At 64.1% G+C, this 18,409-nt stretch carries 16 protein-coding genes; 13 read left to right on the top strand and 3 right to left on the bottom strand.

Features of this window, described 5'->3' with window-relative positions; genetic code table 11:
* Positions 1-11 precede the first annotated feature (11 nt).
* From NHH73_29655 to NHH73_29635, 5 genes are all read left to right on the top strand, one after another.
* A complete protein-coding gene (locus NHH73_29655) occupies positions 12-914 on the top strand; it encodes an NADP-dependent oxidoreductase (protein ID USX29749.1) in 903 nt (300 codons plus the stop codon).
* Positions 915-1,120: 206 nt separating this feature from the next.
* A complete protein-coding gene (pyrC, locus tag NHH73_29650; protein USX26667.1) occupies positions 1,121-2,173 on the top strand; it encodes a dihydroorotase in 1,053 nt (350 codons plus the stop codon).
* Positions 2,174-2,176: 3 nt separating this feature from the next.
* Positions 2,177-2,974, top strand: a complete 798-nt coding sequence (locus tag NHH73_29645) for a DUF3025 domain-containing protein (GenBank protein USX26666.1) — start codon at positions 2,177-2,179, stop codon at positions 2,972-2,974.
* Positions 2,975-3,026: 52 nt separating this feature from the next.
* Complete coding sequence (locus NHH73_29640) at positions 3,027-4,022, top strand: Gfo/Idh/MocA family oxidoreductase (protein ID USX26665.1); 996 nt, start codon at positions 3,027-3,029, stop codon at positions 4,020-4,022.
* Positions 4,023-4,089: 67 nt separating this feature from the next.
* Positions 4,090-5,307: an MFS transporter gene (locus tag NHH73_29635; protein USX26664.1), complete on the top strand. Its 1,218-nt coding sequence runs from the start codon at positions 4,090-4,092 to the stop codon at positions 5,305-5,307.
* Between the two features lie 165 nt (positions 5,308-5,472).
* On the opposite strand, the gene recG is transcribed toward NHH73_29635, so the two are convergent.
* A complete protein-coding gene (gene recG, locus NHH73_29630) occupies positions 5,473-7,563 on the bottom strand; it encodes an ATP-dependent DNA helicase RecG (protein USX26663.1) in 2,091 nt (696 codons plus the stop codon).
* Between the two features lie 138 nt (positions 7,564-7,701).
* On the opposite strand from recG, the gene queA reads away from it, so the two are divergent.
* The 5 genes from queA (at position 7,702) to secF (ending at position 13,368) form a co-directional block, all read left to right on the top strand.
* Positions 7,702-8,727: a tRNA preQ1(34) S-adenosylmethionine ribosyltransferase-isomerase QueA gene (queA, locus tag NHH73_29625; protein USX26662.1), complete on the top strand. Its 1,026-nt coding sequence runs from the start codon at positions 7,702-7,704 to the stop codon at positions 8,725-8,727.
* A gap of 13 nt (positions 8,728-8,740) precedes the next feature.
* Positions 8,741-9,880, top strand: a complete 1,140-nt coding sequence (tgt, locus tag NHH73_29620) for a tRNA guanosine(34) transglycosylase Tgt (protein USX26661.1) — start codon at positions 8,741-8,743, stop codon at positions 9,878-9,880.
* 126 nt (positions 9,881-10,006) lie between these two features.
* Complete coding sequence (yajC, locus tag NHH73_29615; GenBank protein ID USX26660.1) at positions 10,007-10,339, top strand: preprotein translocase subunit YajC; 333 nt, start codon at positions 10,007-10,009, stop codon at positions 10,337-10,339.
* Between the two features lie 80 nt (positions 10,340-10,419).
* Positions 10,420-12,330: a protein translocase subunit SecD gene (secD, locus tag NHH73_29610; GenBank protein USX26659.1), complete on the top strand. Its 1,911-nt coding sequence runs from the start codon at positions 10,420-10,422 to the stop codon at positions 12,328-12,330.
* Between the two features lie 15 nt (positions 12,331-12,345).
* Positions 12,346-13,368, top strand: coding sequence for a protein translocase subunit SecF (gene secF / locus NHH73_29605; protein USX26658.1), 1,023 nt, complete (start codon positions 12,346-12,348; stop codon positions 13,366-13,368).
* A 268-nt stretch (positions 13,369-13,636) separates the two neighbouring features.
* Here the strand turns inward: secF and NHH73_29600 are convergent, their stop codons facing one another.
* A complete protein-coding gene (locus NHH73_29600) occupies positions 13,637-14,524 on the bottom strand; it encodes a LysR family transcriptional regulator (GenBank protein ID USX26657.1) in 888 nt (295 codons plus the stop codon).
* A 104-nt stretch (positions 14,525-14,628) separates the two neighbouring features.
* Between NHH73_29600 and NHH73_29595 the strand changes: the two genes are divergently transcribed.
* The gene (locus NHH73_29595; GenBank protein USX26656.1) at positions 14,629-15,228 is read left to right on the top strand and encodes a chromate transporter; all 600 of its coding nucleotides are present in this window, start codon (positions 14,629-14,631) and stop codon (positions 15,226-15,228) included.
* Positions 15,221-15,754: a chromate transporter gene (locus NHH73_29590; protein USX26655.1), complete on the top strand. Its 534-nt coding sequence runs from the start codon at positions 15,221-15,223 to the stop codon at positions 15,752-15,754. Before NHH73_29595 ends, NHH73_29590 begins: the two co-directional genes overlap by 8 nt.
* Before the next feature lie 115 nt (positions 15,755-15,869).
* Here NHH73_29590 and NHH73_29585 read toward each other — a convergent pair whose 3' ends face one another.
* Positions 15,870-16,844, bottom strand: coding sequence for a helix-turn-helix domain-containing protein (locus tag NHH73_29585; protein ID USX26654.1), 975 nt, complete (start codon positions 16,842-16,844; stop codon positions 15,870-15,872).
* Between the two features lie 176 nt (positions 16,845-17,020).
* Between NHH73_29585 and eat the strand changes: the two genes are divergently transcribed.
* Positions 17,021-18,400: an ethanolamine permease gene (gene eat / locus NHH73_29580; protein ID USX26653.1), complete on the top strand. Its 1,380-nt coding sequence runs from the start codon at positions 17,021-17,023 to the stop codon at positions 18,398-18,400.
* Positions 18,401-18,409 lie beyond the last annotated feature (9 nt).

The following is an 18,409-nucleotide window of genomic DNA, read 5'->3' as shown; positions in this document are numbered from 1 at the left end:
GCGCGCTGCGCGTGCATGCATATGGCGGCCCGGAGGTTTTGCGTTGGGATGAGGTGCCGGTGCCGCAGCCGGGGGAGGGCGAGGTGCTGGTGCGGGTGACCGCCGCCGGTGTCAATGGACTCGATTGGAAGATTCGCGACGGCTTGGTGCAGGACGCTTTTCCATTGCGGTTGCCGGCTACGCTGGGGATTGAGCTGGCCGGCGAGGTTGCCGCTGTCGGTGCGGGCGTCGAAGGCTACGCCATCGGCGACCGGGTACACGCCGCGCTCGGTGCGTTGGGCGCGTATGTCGGCCATGTGGTGGTCGGCGCCGCCAAGCTGGCGCGGATACCGGCCGCCATCGACGACGCCACCGCCGCCGCCATCCCGGTCGCATCGCTGACGGCCTGGCAGTCGCTGTTCGAAGCGGGCCAGCTTGAGCGCGGCGAGACGGTGCTGATTCACGGCGGCGCCGGCGCGATCGGCAGTTTAGCGGTGCAGTTCGCGAAGCAGGCCGGCGCCCGGGTGGTGACCACCGCGCGCAGCCGCAATGCCGATCTGCTGCGCCGCCTTGGCGCCGACGAGGTGATCGACTATCAGGCCGTCCGGTTTGAGGAAGTCGCCAAGGACATCGACCTGGTGCTAGATTTTGTCGGCGGCGAGACCTTGGCCCGGTCCTGGCAAGTGCTGTCGCCGAAGGGCCGCGTTTTTACCACGGCGGCGCCGGAGATCGCGGCGCAATTGTCGGAGGGAAGGCGCGGCGGCTGGTTCCGCATGCGTGCGGACGGCGCCCAGTTGGCCGAGATCACGGCCAAAGTCGCCGCTGGCGACCTCACCGTGGTGATCGACGAAGTCGTGACGGTGGAGCAGGCAGGCGAAGCCATCGAACGCAATAAGCAAGGCCATGGCGCCGGCAAGACCGTGATCCGGTTCTAAAAAACTGCGGGGTCAAGTCTGACATTCGGACACGGCCTGAGCGCTAATATGATGGCAAAATATCATTTCTAGCGTTAGCGGTGGTGGGCTGTAGATGGGGGCGTGTCCGAATGTCAGACTTGACCCCGGCGTTCTGGATGCGGGAGCTGCCCGGCAGCAGGTAAAATGGCGGTATCCGCATTTTGATAGCCAGAAAGCCCGCCGCCATGTCCGACTTCGAAAACACCCCCGACAGCATCACCATCGCCCGTCCAGACGACTGGCACCTGCACCTGCGCGACGGCGCCACCCTGGCCAGCGTGCTGCCGCACAGCGCGCGCCAGTTCGCCCGCGCCATCGTGATGCCGAACCTGAAGCCGCCGGTGACCACCACCGCCGCCGCCGAGGCTTATCGCAGCCGCATCATGGCCGCGCTGCCGTCTGGCATGAAGTTTGAGCCGCTGATGACGCTCTACCTGACCAACAACACGCCGCCGGACGAAATCCTGCGCGCGCAGGAGAGCGGCATCGTGCACGCCGTCAAACTGTATCCGGCCGGCGCCACCACCAATTCCGACGCCGGCGTGACCGATCTGTCGAACTGCTACAAGACGCTGGAGATGATGCAGGAAGTCGGCATGCCGTTCCTGGTCCACGGCGAAGTCACCGACCAGGACATCGATCTGTTCGACCGCGAGGCGGTCTTCATCGAGCGCGTCATGCGCCCGCTGCGCCGCGATTTCCCGGCGCTGAACATCGTCTTCGAACATATCACCACCAAGCACGCCGCCCAGTACGTGGCCGAAGCCGAAGGCCCGATCGCCGCGACCATCACCGCGCATCACCTGCTATACAACCGTAACGACATCTTCAAGGGCGGCATCCGTCCCCACTACTACTGCCTGCCGGTGCTCAAGCGCGAAGAACACCGGCTGGCGCTGGTCACCGCCGCCACCAGCGGCGACGAGCGCTTCTTCCTCGGCACCGACTCGGCGCCGCACGCGCAGGGCGCCAAGGAAGCGGCCTGCGGCTGCGCCGGTTGCTACACCGCGCTGCACGCGATGGAGCTGTATGCCGAGGCGTTCGAACGCGCCGGCGCGCTGGACAAGCTGGAAGCCTTTGCCAGCTTCAACGGCCCGGCCTTCTACAACCTGCCGCGCAACACCGACACCATCACCCTCAAACGCGAACAGTGGACCTTGCCCGAAACGCTGCCGATGGCCGACCAGCAGGTGGTGCCACTCAACGCCGGTGAAACCATCAACTGGAAAATGGTATAAGCAGTGCTGCAATCGATCGACTGGTCGCGCCCCTGGTATGAGTCGGTACGGGGCGCGGCCGGCAAGCTGGTAGCGGACGTTCATTTCAGGGACGCCTTCAGCGCGCAGGCTGCCGCACTGGGCCTGCGCAATCATCTCGGCTTGCCGCTCTCCTTCGTGCCGCAGGAGGCGCTGCCCGACGGCACCGCGTACGAAGCCTTCATCGGCGCCACCGGTGGCGTGCCCACACGCGACAATCTCCACGACTTCTTCAACGGCCTGGTATGGCTTAGCTTCCCGCTGATCAAAGTGCGGCTGAATGCCTTGCAGGCGGCGCAGATCGCGCAGGACGGCATTGGCAAATCGCGCGGCCCGGCGCGCGACGCCGCCACCATCTTCGACGAGAACGCGGCGCTGCTGGTGGTGCGCGATGGCGACAGTGGTCATCGCCTGACCGAGGCGCTGCGCGAGCATCGATGGCACGACGCTTTCGTCGGCCAGCGCGCCAGCTTCGGTCCGGACGCGCAGGTGTGGCTGTTCGGTCACGCGCTGATGGAGAAGTTGGTTGCACCTCGCAAGGCAATCACCGCGCACACGCGGGTGGTGGTGGCGGGCGACGATTTCTTCACGATGGAGCACGACGCCCGGCGCGCGTGGTTGGACCGCAAAGTGGCGCGCGACCTGGAGGACAACGCCCTCAGCACGGCCGACTTCACGCCGATGCAGGCCTTGGGCGTGCCCGGATGGTGGCCAGACCAGGACGACGCCTTCTATGCGGATGCAACGGTGTTCCGTGCCAAACGCCCAGTCGCAGTAAAATAACATCTCGACATCACAACCAACATCGCCGCCGACGCGGCAGAAAGATCACGCCATGACGCAGGTAATTCGCTGGGGCATACTCGGAACGGGCAAAATCGCCAAGGCCTTCGCCACCGCTTTGCAGGACACGCCCGGCGCAAAGCTGGCGGCCATAGGTTCGCGCTCCGTAGATAGCGCTACCAAATTCGGCGCGGAGTTCGGCGCGGAGCGTTTCCACGGCAGCTACCAGGCGCTGGCCGACGATCCGGAGGTCGATGTCATCTACATCGGCACCCCGCATCCGATGCACCACGAGAACGCGCTGATGTGCCTTAACGGCGGCAAGGCGGTGCTGGTGGAGAAGTCGTTCACGATGAACCGCCGCCAGGCCGAGGACATCATCGCGCTGGCGCGCGAGAAAAAACTGTTCGTCATGGAGGCGATGTGGACTCGCTTTATGCCGGCCGTGGTAGAGGCCAAGCGCATCGTCGATAGCGGCGAGATCGGCAAGCCGGCGCACGTCACCGCCGATTTCGGCTTCACGTCCGACGCGGGGCCGGAACACCGCCTGTTCAATCCTGAACTGGGCGGCGGCGCGCTGCTGGACCTGGGCATCTATCCGCTGTCGATGTCGTCGTTCTTCCTCGGCACGGTCACCGGTGTGAAGGCGCAGGCCGAGATGGCGCCGACCGGCGTCGATATGCAGACTGCGTTCACGCTCACGCACGAAGGCGGCGGCGTGTCGGCCTGCGCGTGCAGCCTGCGTTCGCGCACGCCGACCGAGCTGACGATCTCCGGCACCAAGGGCTTTGTGCGCCTGAGCGACCGTTTTCATAATACCGAAACCATCACCGTCACCCTGGTCGACGGCGCCTCGCGCAGCGAGCGCACCATGACGATCGCGCGCAGCGGCAACGGCTACACCCACGAAGCGCAGGAAGTGGGCCGCTGCATCCGCGAAGGCCTTATCGAAAGCCCGGTCATGCCGCACGCGGAAACGCTCAACATCATGGGCACGCTGGACTCGATCCGCCAGCAAATCGGCCTGCGCTACAGCGCCGACAACTAATAGTTCGAGCGCGGTTGGCGCGAACTGGTTAAAATCGACAGATGTCGTTTCGATAATCGGGAAAACCATGTTCGTCGCCAGCCGCGCACCTTCGCTCAAAACCGTGTTGATCGCCACCGGCGTCGTCCTGACCTTGGCGATGGGCGTGCGCCACGGCTTCGGCTTCTGGATGCAGCCGATCTCCCAGGCCAACGGCTGGACGCGCGAGACCTATTCGCTGGCGCAGGCCTTGCAGAACCTGATGTGGGGCGCCTTCGGCCCGTTCGCCGGCATGGCGGCGGACCGTTTCGGCACCATGCGCGTGGTGCTGGTTGGCGCGCTCAGTTACGCGGCGGGCCTGGTCTGGATGGCGGTGGTGACCGATCCGACGATGTTCGTCATCGGTACCGGGGTGCTGATCGGCCTTGGACTGTCCTGCACCGCGTTCGGCGCCGTCAGCGGCATCATCGGCCGCGTGGCGCCGGCCGAAAAGCGCTCGTGGGCCTTCGGCATCTCCGGCGCCGCCAGTTCGTTCGGCCAGTTCCTGATGATGCCGGTCGAGCAGCAGCTGATCTCCGCGATCGGCTGGCAAAACGCCTTCTATGTGCTGGCCGCGCTGGTGCTGCTGTTGATGATACCGATGACCTTTTATCTGCGCGAGCCGGCGGCCGACCATGGCGACGGTCCGCAGCAAAGCATCCGCGAGGCGATGGGCGAGGCGCTTCGCAACCGTTCCTTCCTGTTCCTGGTGGCCGGCTATTTTGTTTGCGGCTTCCAGGTGGTGTTCATCGGCGTGCACCTGCCGGCCTATTTGAAGGACAAGGGGATTGGTGATCCGAGCGTGGCGGTGATGGCGCTGGCGCTGATTGGCTTGTTCAATATTGTCGGCTCCTACTACGCGGGTAAATTGGGTGGACGGCTACCGAAGCGGTATTTGCTGTCGTCGATTTACTTCACGCGGTCGGTCGTGATCTCGCTGTTCCTGCTGGCGCCTTTGACGCCGTTTTCGGTGTACGTGTTCGCGGCGGCGATGGGGTTGATCTGGCTGTCGACGGTGCCGCTGACGAACGGGATCATCGCGGGGATTTTCGGCGTCAAGCATATGTCGATGCTGGCCGGCGTGGTGTTCTTCTCGCACCAGGTGGGCAGCTTCCTGGGCGTGTGGATGGGCGGGTTCCTGTTCGCCAAGCAGGGTAGTTATGACATCGTCTGGGGAATATCGATCGCGCTGGGCGTGATGGCGGGGCTGATCAACCTGCCGATCAACGAGCGGCCGGTGGTGCGCAGCGTGTTGAAGGCGGCGTAGCGATGAAAACGTGGGCGCTTCGGGCGGCGGGTGTTGTGGTGGTGGCGCTGGTGTTCATGGCGTATCTGCAGCCCGAGTTCGTGGTCGACCTGGCGAACCGCTTTTACATGTGCTTTTGACGTGTGAAGGTCGAGTCCGTGTAGAAATGGTGGACCTGACCCCGGATTAGACTTTGAGAAACTCTTCGCGGCCGCCCAGCCAGCGGGCCAGGTGCGCTTCCACCGTGGCGGCTTTTTCGGCGCTGTCGGCGTGCAGCAGGTCGTGCGCGACGTCGCGCGCCTGATCCACCAGCCAGCCGTCCGTCTCCAGATCCGCGAAGCGCAGCATCGCTTGCCCCGATTGCCGCGCGCCGAGGAATTCGCCCGGGCCGCGTATCTCCAGGTCGCGCCGGGCGATCTCGAAGCCGTCGGTCGTTTCTCGCATCGTCATCAGCCGCTGCTTGGCGACGCCGCCCAGCGGGCTTTGATACAGCAGCAGACACACGCTGGCCGCCGAACCCCGCCCCACGCGCCCGCGCAGCTGGTGCAGCTGCGACAGCCCGAATCGTTCCGCATGCTCGATCACCATCAGCGACGCATTCGGCACGTCGACGCCCACTTCGATCACGGTCGTCGCCACCAGCACTTGCATGTCGTTGGCGATGAACGATTCCATCACCGCCTGCTTTTCCGCCGGCTTCAGGCGCCCGTGCACCAGGCCCACGCTCAGATCCGGCAATGCTTCGGCCAGCAGCGCGTGCGTGTCGGTCGCCGTTTGCAGTTGCAGCGCTTCCGATTCTTCGATCAGCGGGCAGACCCAGTAAATCTGCCGGCCTTCCAGCGCCGCCGCGTGCACACGTTCGATCACTTCGTCGCGCCGGTTCTGATCGATCGCGCGCGTGACGATCGGGCTGCGCCCCGGCGGCAGCTCGTCGATGACCGATACTTCCAGGTCGGCGTAATAGGTCATTGCCAACGTGCGCGGGATCGGCGTGGCCGACATCATCAGCTGGTGCGGGATGGCGCCTTCGTTGCCCTTGTTGCGCAAGGTGAGCCGCTGGCCGACGCCGAAGCGGTGCTGCTCGTCGACGATCACCAGCCCCAGATTGGCGAAGATCACCGCTTCCTGGATCAGCGCGTGCGTGCCGATCACCAGTTGCGCTTCGCCCGATTCGATCAGTTCATACGCGGCCAGCTTGTCCTTTTTCTTCAGGCTGCCCGTCAGCCACGCGACCTTGACGCCCAGTGGCTCCATCCACGCGGCGATCTTGCGGAAGTGCTGGTCGGCGAGGATTTCGGTCGGCGCCATCAGCGCGGCCTGGAAGCCGCTATCGATCGCTTGCGCGGCCGCCAGCGCGGACACCACCGTCTTGCCGCTGCCGACGTCGCCCTGCAACAGCCGCTGCATCGGATACGGGTGGCGCAGGTCGGCGCGGATTTCGTTCAGCACGCGCTGCTGCGCGCCGGTCAGCTTGAACGGCAGCGCGGCCTGGAAGCGCTCCGACAGCGCGCCGACCACCTTCAGCGCGGCGGCGCCCTTGGAGCGGCGCGCGCGTTGTGCGCGTTTCAGCGACAGCTGCTGCGCCAGCAGTTCGTCGAACTTTACGCGGGTCCACGCGGGATGTGAGCGATCCGCGAGCGCGTGCTCGTCCACCTGTTGCGGCGGATAGTGCAGCAGCCGGACCGCCGGTTCGAAGTCCGACAGCTGCATCTCGGCGCGCAGTTCGGCCGGCAGAGTGTCGGTCCAGTCGACCCGTTTCATGGCGTCGCCGATGGCGCGCCGCAGGATCGGCTGCGACAGGCCTTCGCCGGATGGATACACCGGCGTCAGGGAGGTCGGCAGCGGGGCGCCTTCGTTGATAACCTTATAGGCCGGGTGCACCATCTCGGCGCCGAAGAAGCCGTGCTTGAGTTCACCGCGCGCGCGCACCCGCGTGCCTTCGGCCAGCTGCTTGACCTGGCTGCCGTAGAAGTTCATGAAGCGCAGTTGCAGGTCGCCCGTTTCGTCGGCGATATGCACCAGCAGCTGCTTGCGCGGCTTGTAGCTGATTTCGTTCTTGACCACCACGCCCTCGACCTGCGAGGTGTCGCCGCCGTGCAGGCGCGCTTCTTCGATGGTGATGACCTGGGTTTCGTCCTCGTAGCGCATCGGCAGGTGCAGCACCAGATCCATGTCCGTGTGCAGGCCGAGCTTGGCCAGCTTGGCTTCGGGGCTGACGGTCTTCCTGGCAGGTTTTGACGCGGGCTTTGACGCGGGCTTTGATGGAATCACAGGCATATTCGGGCGTTTTTCGGGCACTAGCGTAAAATAGAGGGTTGCCCGTGACAAATCAATGGCAATGACGCCGGTATTGTAAGGCTACCCACATGATGTGGCGTAGCCGATTTTCTTCAACAGTTTCCAGAAGTCCGCAAAATGTACTCGCTTTCCGATTTCGATTTTAACCTGCCGCAAGAGCGTATTGCGCAATTCCCGCTGCCGGACCGCAGTGCCTCCCGCCTGCTGCACCTGGACGGCGAGACCATCGTCGACCGTCAGTTCGCCGATATCGTCGGCCTGCTGCAGGCCGGCGACCTGCTGGTGATGAACGATACCCGCGTGCTGAAGGCGCGTTTCTTCGGCGTCAAGGAGAGCGGCGGCAAGATCGAGGCGCTGGTCGAGCGCGTGCTCGACAACCGCACCGTGCTGGCCCAGGTGCGCGCTTCCAAGTCGCCCGGCCCCGGCGTCAAGATCCGCCTGGCCGACGCCTTCGATGTCACCGTCGGCGAGCGCGCCGGCGAATTCTTCACCTTGCATTTCGACGCCGACGTGTTCGAGCTGATCGAGGCGCACGGCCGCCTGCCGCTGCCGCCGTACATCGAGCACGACGCCGACTCCTTCGACGAGACGCGCTACCAGACCGTGTTCAACAAGGTGCCGGGGGCCGTCGCCGCGCCGACCGCCGGCCTGCATTTCGACGAAAAGCTGCTGGCCGAGCTGAAAGCCAAGGGCGTCAACTTCGCCTATGTGACCCTGCACGTGGGCGCCGGCACCTTCCAGCCGGTGCGCGCCGAGGTGCTTTCCGAGCACAAGATGCACACCGAGTGGTACACCATGCCGCAGGAAACCGTGGACGCGGTGCGCGCGACCCGCGCCGCCGGCCGCGACGTGGTGGCCGTCGGCACCACCAGCCTGCGCGCGCTGGAGTCGGCCTCGCAGGGCGGCCAGCTGGAGGCCGGCAGCGCCGACACCGCGCTGTTCATCACGCCGGGCTACCAGTTCAAGACGGTCACGCGCCTGATCACCAATTTCCACCTGCCCAAGTCGACGCTGCTGATGCTGGTGTCGGCCTTCGCCGGTTTTGAACCGATCCGCGCGGCCTACGCCCACGCGATTGCCAATGAATACCGCTTCTTCAGCTATGGCGACGCCATGCTGCTGACGACGCAAGCCCGAGCATAATAAGGAATCTTCAATGTTGGAATTTACGCTACACAAGACCGATAGCAGCGGCCTGACCAAGGCCCGCCGCGGCGAAGTGAAACTGAACCACGGCGTGGTGCAGACCCCGATCTTCATGCCGGTCGGCACCTACGGCTCGGTCAAGGCGATGTCGCCGCTGGAGTTGAAGGAAATCGACGCCCAGATCATCCTGGGCAATACCTTCCACCTGTGGCTGCGCCCGGGCAACGATGTCATCTCCAAGTTCGGCGGCCTGCACGACTTCATGGCGTGGGACAAGCCGATCCTGACCGATTCCGGCGGTTTCCAGGTGTTTTCGCTCGGCGCGATGCGCAAGATCACGGAAGAGGGCGTCCATTTCAACTCGCCGATCAACGGCGACAAGCTGTTCCTGTCGCCGGAAGTGTCGATGCAGGTCCAGCGCGTGCTCAATTCCGACATCGTCATGCAGTTCGACGAATGCACCCCGTATGAAATCGACAACCGCCCGGCCACCCTTGACGAAGCGGCAAAGTCGATGCGCATGTCCTTGCGCTGGGCGCAACGGTCGAATGACGAGTTCCATCGCGGCGAGAACCCGAATGCGCTGTTCGGCATCGTCCAGGGCGGCATGTTCGAGAACCTGCGCGACGAGTCGCTGGCCGGCCTCGAAGAGATCGATTTCCCGGGTCTGGCCATCGGCGGCCTGTCGGTCGGCGAGCCGAAGGAGGACATGATGCGCATCCTGGCGCACGTCGGCCCCAGGCTGCCGGCCAACAAGCCGCACTACCTGATGGGCGTCGGCACGCCGGAGGACCTGGTGGCGGGCGTGTCGAACGGCGTCGACATGTTCGATTGCGTGATGCCTACTCGCAATGCCCGCAACGGCTGGCTGTTCACCCGCTTTGGCGACATCAAGATCAAGAACGCCCGGTACAAGGATGACAAGGAGCCGCTCGACAGCACCTGCTCTTGCTACGCCTGCCGCAACTTCTCGCGCGCCTACCTGCACCACCTGAACCGCACCCAGGAAATCCTCGGCGCGCGCCTGAACACCATCCACAACCTGCACTACTATCTGGACATCATGCGCCAGATGCGCGAGGCGCTGGATGACGACCGTTTCCACGCCTGGACCCTGCAATTCCACGCGGAACGGGCGCGCGGCATCTAATTGTTTCAACAACTGTTGCAAGTCTTGTAAAAAGAATTCAACCACCCATATACCCGGAAGTCCTTTCGGCTTCCGGCCAATGCTAGAATACAGCGCTGTTTTTTCAAACTATTATCGGAGTCACCTGTGTTTATATCCAATGCGTATGCCCAAAATCCACTCGACGCCCTCGGCGCGACCGGCGGCTTCCTGGGCCAGTACGGTTTTCTGATTCTGATGTTCGTGGCGATGTACTTCCTGATGATTCGTCCCCAGCAGAAGCGCGCCAAGGAACAAAAGGCCATGATGGAAGCACTGGCCAAGGGTGACGAAGTGGTCACCGCCGGCGGCGTCCTTGGTCGCATCTCGAAGATTTCCGACCTGTACATCACGCTGGAAATCTCCAGCGGCGCCGAACTGGTGGTGCAAAAGAATTCCGTGACCATGGTCCTGCCGAAAGGCACGCTCAAGGCGCTGTAACCGGCCCCGGCCCCGGCCCGCTTGTCCCAGGATAAGCGGGCCGTATTGCATCCGACGCCTAACCCTGATCGTTGAACAATATGAATCGCTATCCCGTCTGGAAATACATCCTCATTGCCGTCGCCATCCTGCTGGGTGCGCTGTACGCCGCGCCCAACTACTTCGGCGAATCGCCGGCGGTGCAGGTGACGAGCGGCAAATCGACGCTCAAGCTGACGTCGGACATGATCGCCAAGGTCGATGACGTGCTGACCCGGGAAAAAATCCCGCACAGCGAGCTGACCTTCGACGGCACCGGCACCTACGCTTCCGTGCGCGTGCGCTTCCCCGATCCGGACACCCAGTTCCGCGCCAAGGCCCTGCTGGAAAAAGGCTTGAACGCCGACCCGGCCGATCCGGCGTATTTGGTCGCGCTGAACCTGCAGCCGGACACGCCGAAATGGATGCAGGCGCTGCGCGCGGCGCCGATGCACCTGGGCCTGGACTTGCGCGGCGGCGTGCACTTCCTGATGCAGGTCGACACCAAGGCCGTGCTGGCCAAGCGTGTGCAAGGCATGCAGGCGTCGGCCCGCAGCCTGCTGCGCGACAAGAACGTGCGCCACGCCGGCATCGAGCGCGTCGGCGACACCGTCGTCATCAACTTCCGCGACGACGCCACCCGCCAGAAGGCCAAGGCCGTGCTGGGCGACCAGCTGGCCGACGTGGCGTTTGTCGACACCGGCGCCGACACCGACCTGAAGACCGTCATGAGCATGAAGCCGGCGGCCATCAAGCGCACCACGGATGAAGGCGTCAAGCAAAACATCGCGACGCTGTCCAAGCGCGTCAACGAGCTGGGCGTGGCCGAGCCGCTGATCCAGCAGCAGGGCCCGGACCGCATCATCGTCCAATTGCCCGGCGTGCAGGACGTGGCGCGCGCGCGCGCCGTCATCGGCCGCACCGCCACCCTGGAAATCCGCCTGGTCGACGAATCGATCACCCCGGGCACGGAACTGACGTCGTCGATTCCGCTGAACTCGGAACTGTTCACCGTCGGCAAAGGCGTGCCGGTCGTGCTGAGCAAGGACGTGATCCTGACCGGCGACTACATCTCCAGCGCCACCGCGCGCCAGGACCAGAACGGCCAGCCTGCCGTCAGCATCGATCTGAACGGCGACGGCGGACGCCGCATGCGCGACGCCACGCGCGACCGCATCGGCAAGAAGATGTCGATCGTGCTGTTTGAAAAAGGCAAGCCGGAAGTATTGTCGGTCGCCACCATCCAGGCCGAACTGGGCAGCAGCTTCCAGATCACCGGCATGGGCACGCTGGAGAACTCGGCCGAGCTGGCGCTGCTGCTGCGCTCGGGCGCGCTGGCCGCGCCGATGGAAGTGATCGAGGAACGCACCATCGGGCCGCAACTGGGCGCCGAGAACGTGGACAAGGGCCGCCATTCGACGATGTACGGCTTTGCCGCCGTGGCCGTGTTCATGATCGTCTACTACATGATGTTCGGCCTGTTCAGCGTGTTCGCGCTGGCGTGCAACCTGTTGCTGCTGGTAGCCTTGTTGTCGCTGCTGGGTGTGACCTTGACCCTGCCGGGCATGGCCGCTATCGCGCTCGCGCTCGGTATGGCGATCGACTCGAACGTGCTGATCAACGAGCGGGTGCGGGAAGAACTGCGCGCCGGCGCCTCGCCGCAGTCGGCCATCTCGGCCGGCTTCGACCACGCGTGGGCGACGATTATCGACTCCAACGTCACCACCCTGATCGTCGGCCTGGCGTTGCTGGTGTTCGGTTCCGGTCCGATCCGCGGTTTCGCCGTGGTGCACACGCTCGGCATCCTGACCTCGATGTTCTCCGCCGTGTTCATCATGCGTGGCGTGGTCAACCTCTGGTACGGCCGCAAGAAGAAGCTGCAATCGATCGCCATCGGCACCATCTGGCGGCCGGACAACGCGGTCGACGCGACGGTCGGCGGCAAGGTCGCCAAGCGTCCCGACACCAAATAATTCGAGGCATATCACATGGAATTTTTCCGCATTAAAAAAGACATACCGTTCATGCGGCATGCATTGGTGTTCAACGTCGTTTCGGCGCTGACCTTTGTCGCGGCCGTGTTCTTCCTGTTCCATCGCGGCCTGAACCTGTCGGTCGAGTTCACCGGCGGCACCGTCATGGAGCTGCGGTACGCGCAGCCGGCCAATCTCGAGGCCATACGGGCCTCGCTGCGGGGCATCGGCTACGAGCATCCGGAAGCGGCCGGCTTCGGCACCGCGCACGACGTGCTACTGCGTTTGCCCGTGGTGAAGAACATCACCGCCAAGGACGCCTCGCAACAGGTCTACGAGACCTTATGCAAGGCCGAGAAGGGCGCGCTGACCCAGGTCGACAACGTCAACGCCAAGGGCGAGCACGTCGTCAAGCAGGCGTGCATGGGGCCCAACAACGTCGAGCAGGTCGAGCTGCGCAAGGTGGAGTTCGTCGGCCCTCAGGTGGGCGACGAGCTGACCCAGAACGGCCTGAACGCGCTGGTGATGGTGGTCATCGGCGTGATGATCTACCTGGCCATCCGCTTCGAGTGGAAATACGCCGTGTCGGCGATCATCGCCAACTTGCACGACGTGGTGATCATCCTCGGCTTCTTCGCCTTCTTCCAGTGGGAATTCTCGCTGACGGTGCTGGCCGGCGTGCTGGCGGTGCTGGGCTACTCGGTCAACGAGTCGGTGGTGATTTTCGACCGGATCCGCGAGAACTTCCGCAAGCAGCGCAAGGCCAGCGTGCATGAAGTGATCGACAGCGCGATCACGTCGACCATCTCGCGTACCATCATCACGCACGGCAGCACGCAGATGATGGTGCTGGCGATGCTGTTCTTCGGCGGTCCGACCCTGCACTACTTCGCCATGGCGCTGACCATCGGTATCTGCTTCGGTATCTACTCGTCGGTGTTCGTGGCCGCCGCCATCGCCATGTGGCTGGGCGTCAAGCGTGAAGACCTGATCAAGCCGGTCAAGGAAAAAGACGAAACGGATGGCGCGGTCGTGTAATCGCCGCCGCTCCGTCAAAACCCTCCCCGCGTTCGCGCCGGGAGGGTTTTTTTACGCCCTGTCGGAAAATCGGAGGGCGGTGAGGGCGGTGAGCGTATTCCGCTCCCTGTGGTAAACCCTCTCTTTCGACTTCTCTTTTCTTCTATTTTTATCTCGTTTCTCCGATTTTTTAGATTAGCGATCGAAATAGAAGAAAAGAGAAGAAAAGAGAGGCGGGAATAGAAGGTTTACCACACGACCGCGCCAGCTCTCTACTCCCACCTGCTGGTCATGCGGATTTGATCATGTCGTACAGCGCCCGCGCGGCCGGCGACAGGTGTCCCGCCTTGCGGGTGATCAGGGCCAGTTGGCGCGAGATGGTCGGCTCTTTCAGCTTGATCACGCGCAGGCGTGGATACGTGCCTTTCTCGATCGCCAGGTTCGGCACGATGGCCGCCGCCACGCCCGCCGCCACCAGCCCGATGGCGGTGGAACTGCGCTGCACCTCGTACTGGAACTGCAGGCTCAGATTCATGCTCTTGTCGCCCAGGTAGCTGTCGAGCAGCGCGCGGTTGCCGTTAACGTCGCCGGAGAAGATCAGCGGGTAGGGCTGGATCTGCAGCCACGTCAGCGAGCGCCGTTTCGCCAGCGCGTGGTCGTCGCGGCACAGCAGCACGAATTCGTCCTGCACCACCGGCACCGACACCAGGTCAGGGTGCGTGCTGCCGGACAGGTTGATGCCGAATTCCGCTTCGCGGCTCAGGACCGCCTCCATCACGCGGGCGGACGCGTGGTCGAGTATCTTGACGCGGTTGCCCGGAAAGCGCGCCGAGTATGCACGGATGATCTCGGGCAGGAATTGAATGCCGGCGGTCGGCACGCTGGCCATCGTGATGTCGCCGCGCTGCGCCTTGCCGGTCTCGCGGATGTCGGTCAGCGTCGACGACAGCTCCAGCAGCAGCCTGCGCGCCTGCGGCAGGAAGTCCTTGCCGATGCTGGTCAGCGCGATGGTGCGCGTGGTGCGCTCGACCAGCATCACGCCGAGAAAGTCCTCCAGATTGCGCAGCCGCTGCGTCACCGCCGTCTGCGTCACGTGCAGCGTGTCCGCCGCTTTCTGAAAGCCGCCGAAGTCCGCGATCGCGACAAACGCCTGCACGCCGAGAATATCAATCTTCATCAAAAGCTTTCATCAGTAAAATGAATGAATCGTAAAAATAAATTCATTGTACTTATATTTGGTGAGGGAGGAAAATTCCGCCATCGAGTCCAGGAGTACACATCATGCACAGCCAGACAGGCGCGCTGACCGAGCGCGCAGACCAACCATCGCCGTCGACGATTTTCTTTGTCTTCTCCAGGATGGCGTTGACGGGCTTTGGCGGCGTGATGCCGTTCGCGTACCGCGCCCTGGTCGAGCAGCACAAATGGCTGACGGCCGAGGAGTTCGCCAGATGCATGGCGATGAGCCAGATGCTGCCCGGACCGACCGTCTGCAACGTCGGCCTGATGGTCGGCAACCGCTATGCCGGCATCGCCGGCGCGCTGGCGGCGGTGTGCGGCTTGATCCTGGGCCCGTTCTTCGTCGTGATTGGGCTGGGCATGGTGTACCAGCAGTTCGGCGACCTGCCGATCATACGGCGCGCGATCGGCGGCATGGCGGCCGTCGCGGCGGGGCTGATCCTGGCCACGGCTGCCAAGATTGCGCTGGCGATGTTCGCCAAGGCCCACTGGCGGCGCAAGCACGATCAACTGAAGCTGGTGATGATGGTGCTGGCCTTTATCGCGCTCGGGCTGTTGAAGTGGCAGCTGGCGCTGGTGTTCTGCGTGCTGGCGCCGCTGGGCACCGCCGCCGCTTATCTGCTGGGAGAAAAACATGAATGAGCCATCGCCCGTTGGCGAACTGTCGCTGCATATCGCGCTGATGTCGATGATGGCGGTGGGCGGCGGCGTGGTGTTGCTGGCGCCGCAGGTGGGACAGTACGTGGTCGAAGGCCAGCACTGGCTGACCAACGAACAGTTCTCCGCCGCCTACGCCATCGCCCAAGCGGCGCCTGGTCCCAACCTGCTGTTCATCTCCCTGGTGGGATGGCTGATCGGCGGCTGGTCCGGCGCCGTCATGACCACCATCGCCGTCATCGTGCCGTCCACCTTGTTGACCTTGACCGCCGTCCGCTGGCACGCCGGCCGCGCCGGCGGCAGGTTGTCGCGCGCGCTGGGCGAGGCGTTCGGCCCGATGTCGATCGGGATGATGGCCGCCACCGCGTGGCTGTTCACCGGCATATCGAACACCGACTGGCGCGCCGATGTCGTCACCTTGTTGTCGGCGCTGATCCTGCTGCGCACCAAACTCAATCCGGTGGTGCTGATCGCGCTGGGCGCCGCCGCCGGCGCGCTACAAATCATCTGACCAGAGCGGGAAGTTATTTGGATTTCGTAGGGCGGATTAGGCGGCACGCCGTAATCCGCCATGAGCCGCCGACGGCGCGTGGCGGATTACGCTGCGCTAATCCGCCCTACGTGATTCAGATAAGCGCGCGCGCCTTGAGTGTCGCTGACGGACACAAACCGAACAGCTTGCGGTAGTCGCTGGAGAACTGACTGAAGTTACTCAGCCCCCAGGCATCGGCGACATCGCCGATGGCCACCTCGCCCGGCGCGCCATCGTTCAACTGCCGGCGCACGCCATTGAGCCGCATCATGCGCAGATACAGCATGGGACTCATGCCCAGCACATCCTCGAAACAGTACTGCAAGGTGCGGCGGCTCACGTGCACCTGCTCGCACAGCTCCGGCACGGTGATCGCCTCGCTGCGATGCGCATGAATATACTCGCGCGCCAGCGCCACCACGCGCCGCCGCCGTTGCAGGCTCGCCGCCAGCTCCGGCTCCACGCAGCGGTGGTCCAGCATATCCAGCAGCGCCAATAAAACGCCTTGCTGCCACTGCGGCTCCACCGCGCCGCCGGCCGGCTGCGTTTCGTCCGGCAGCAACCGCGCCAAGGTGCGCAGGAAGGCCGCGCGCTCGCCGGCGTCGACCTGCAGCAGGTCGGCCGACTGCACGCGCTGCCAGTCGATCTCGCAGCCATGCGCCCGCGCGGTATCGGTCAGCAACTGCCTGCTGGCGACGATGCCGTAGATACTGTAGTCACTCGGCGTGACCAACTCGAACTCAACATTGCCCGGCTGCACCATGATCGAATCGGCCTCGGTCTGGCGGCCGTTGATGCGCGTGGCCGCCGCGTGGTCGGGCAGGCCGAACCAGATGGCGTCCGGCCACACGCGGCACGACTGCCGCACCGACTGGCTCAGGCGTTCGCGGAATACTTGCAGCTGCGGTAACTGACGTTCCGTCAGCGCACCGCGAAACAGGCCAGAGCTGATCTGGTCGTAGCGCTGCTGCCAGTTGGTCAGCTCGCAAGCGAGCGCGTCGGCGTCGTGCGCCAGCACCGTGCGCACATCGCGCGCATGGTGCAACAACTGTGTTGCAGTCTGGTGCATATCCATTCTCCCGCTGTTGTATTTTCCGATAGCGCCCGTAGAGTGGCCGCAAGTTTGCCGATTTTCGATAACGGCCGGCTTTGTCCCGCTTCTATACTGAAATTCGCAGCAACTTCCATACCCGCCCGGACCAGGCGTCCATCCGGGCTCAGACGCGGCTAAATTAGGGGAAAAATATGAACGCAAAAACAGCGGCCGGCAAGCCCGCGCTGCAGCAGACGCTAAGCACCTTCCAGCTATGGGGCATCGCCGTCGGGCTGGTCATCTCCGGCGAATACTTCGGCTGGAGCTATGGCTGGGCCTCGGCCGGCACCCTGGGCTTCACCATCACCGCGCTGTTTGTCGCGGCCATGTACACCACCTTCATCTTCAGCTTCACCGAGCTGACCACGTCGATCCCGCACGCCGGCGGACCGTTCGCCTACAGCAAGCGCGCTTTCGGGCCGACCGGCGGTTACCTGGCCGGCGCCGCCACCCTGATCGAGTTCGTGTTCGCCCCGCCGGCCATCGCGCTGGCGATCGGCGCCTACCTCAATGTGCAGTTCCCGCAGATCGACCCCAAGCTGGCCGCCGTCGGCGCCTACCTGGTGTTCATGACGCTCAACATCGTCGGCGTGCAGGTGGCCGCCACCTTCGAGCTGCTGATGGCCTTGCTGGCGATTTTTGAACTGCTGGTGTTCATGGGCGTGGTCGCGCCGGGCTTCTCGATGGCCAACTTCACCAAGGGCGGCTGGTCCGGCTCGGACAGCTTCAGCCTGGCCTCGGTGCCCGGCATGTTCGCCGCGATCCCGTTCGCCATCTGGTTCTTCCTGGCGATCGAAGGCGTGGCGATGGCGGCCGAGGAAGCCAAGGACCCCAAGCGCTCGATTCCGATCGCCTACATCACCGGCATCATCACCCTGGTGCTGCTGGCCATCGGCGTGATGGTGTTCGCCGGCGGCGCGGGCGACTGGACCAAGCTGGCCAACATCAACGACCCGCTGCCGCAGGCGATGAAGCTGATCGTCGGCGAGAACAGCGGCTGGCTGCACATGCTGGTGTGGCTCGGGCTGTTCGGCCTGATCGCCTCCTTCCACGGCATCATCCTCGGCTACTCGCGCCAGATCTACGCGCTGGCGCGGGAAGCCTACCTGCCGCATTACTTCGCCAAGATCCACCCGCGCTTCAAGACGCCGCACCGCGCCGTGCTGGCCGGCGGGGTGGTCGGCATCGCCGCCATCTACAGCGATGAGCTGATCAAGATCGGCGGGCTGACGCTGACGGCCAACATCGTCACCATGTCGGTGTTCGGCGCCATCACGATGTACATCATCAGCATGCTGAGCCTGTTCAAGCTGCGTCGCGCCGAGCCGCATATGGTGCGCCCGTTCCGCGCGCCGTTCTATCCGCTGTTCCCGGCCATCGCGCTGGCTGGCGCCGTGGTCTGCATGGGGACGATGATCTATTACAACCCGCTGATCTTCGCGCTGTTCGTCGCCTTCCTGGTCGCCGGTTATGTGTTCTTCCTGTTGACCAAGGACAGCCGCCAGCAGCACGCCGCGTTGGACCCTATCTAACCACTGGAG

The organism is Oxalobacteraceae bacterium OTU3CINTB1 (assembly GCA_024123955.1).
Lineage (GTDB): Bacteria > Pseudomonadota > Gammaproteobacteria > Burkholderiales > Burkholderiaceae_D > Rugamonas.
This window is presented reverse-complemented; position numbering and strand designations above follow the sequence as displayed.

Bases quoted from the DNA above. Each gene is read 5' to 3' on its own strand.
- pyrC (USX26667.1), top strand. From the start codon at position 1,121: ATGTCCGACTTCGAAAACACCCCCGACAGCATCACCATCGCCCGTCCA.
- NHH73_29640 (USX26665.1), top strand. From the start codon at position 3,027: ATGACGCAGGTAATTCGCTGGGGCATACTCGGAACGGGCAAAATCGCC.
- NHH73_29635 (USX26664.1), top strand. From the start codon at position 4,090: ATGTTCGTCGCCAGCCGCGCACCTTCGCTCAAAACCGTGTTGATCGCC.
- recG (USX26663.1), bottom strand. From the start codon at position 7,563: ATGCCTGTGATTCCATCAAAGCCCGCGTCAAAGCCCGCGTCAAAACCT.
- queA (USX26662.1), top strand. From the start codon at position 7,702: ATGTACTCGCTTTCCGATTTCGATTTTAACCTGCCGCAAGAGCGTATT.
- tgt (USX26661.1), top strand. From the start codon at position 8,741: ATGTTGGAATTTACGCTACACAAGACCGATAGCAGCGGCCTGACCAAG.
- secD (USX26659.1), top strand. From the start codon at position 10,420: ATGAATCGCTATCCCGTCTGGAAATACATCCTCATTGCCGTCGCCATC.
- secF (USX26658.1), top strand. From the start codon at position 12,346: ATGGAATTTTTCCGCATTAAAAAAGACATACCGTTCATGCGGCATGCA.
- NHH73_29600 (USX26657.1), bottom strand. From the start codon at position 14,524: ATGAAGATTGATATTCTCGGCGTGCAGGCGTTTGTCGCGATCGCGGAC.
- NHH73_29595 (USX26656.1), top strand. From the start codon at position 14,629: ATGCACAGCCAGACAGGCGCGCTGACCGAGCGCGCAGACCAACCATCG.
- NHH73_29590 (USX26655.1), top strand. From the start codon at position 15,221: ATGAATGAGCCATCGCCCGTTGGCGAACTGTCGCTGCATATCGCGCTG.
- NHH73_29585 (USX26654.1), bottom strand. From the start codon at position 16,844: ATGCACCAGACTGCAACACAGTTGTTGCACCATGCGCGCGATGTGCGC.
- eat (USX26653.1), top strand. From the start codon at position 17,021: ATGAACGCAAAAACAGCGGCCGGCAAGCCCGCGCTGCAGCAGACGCTA.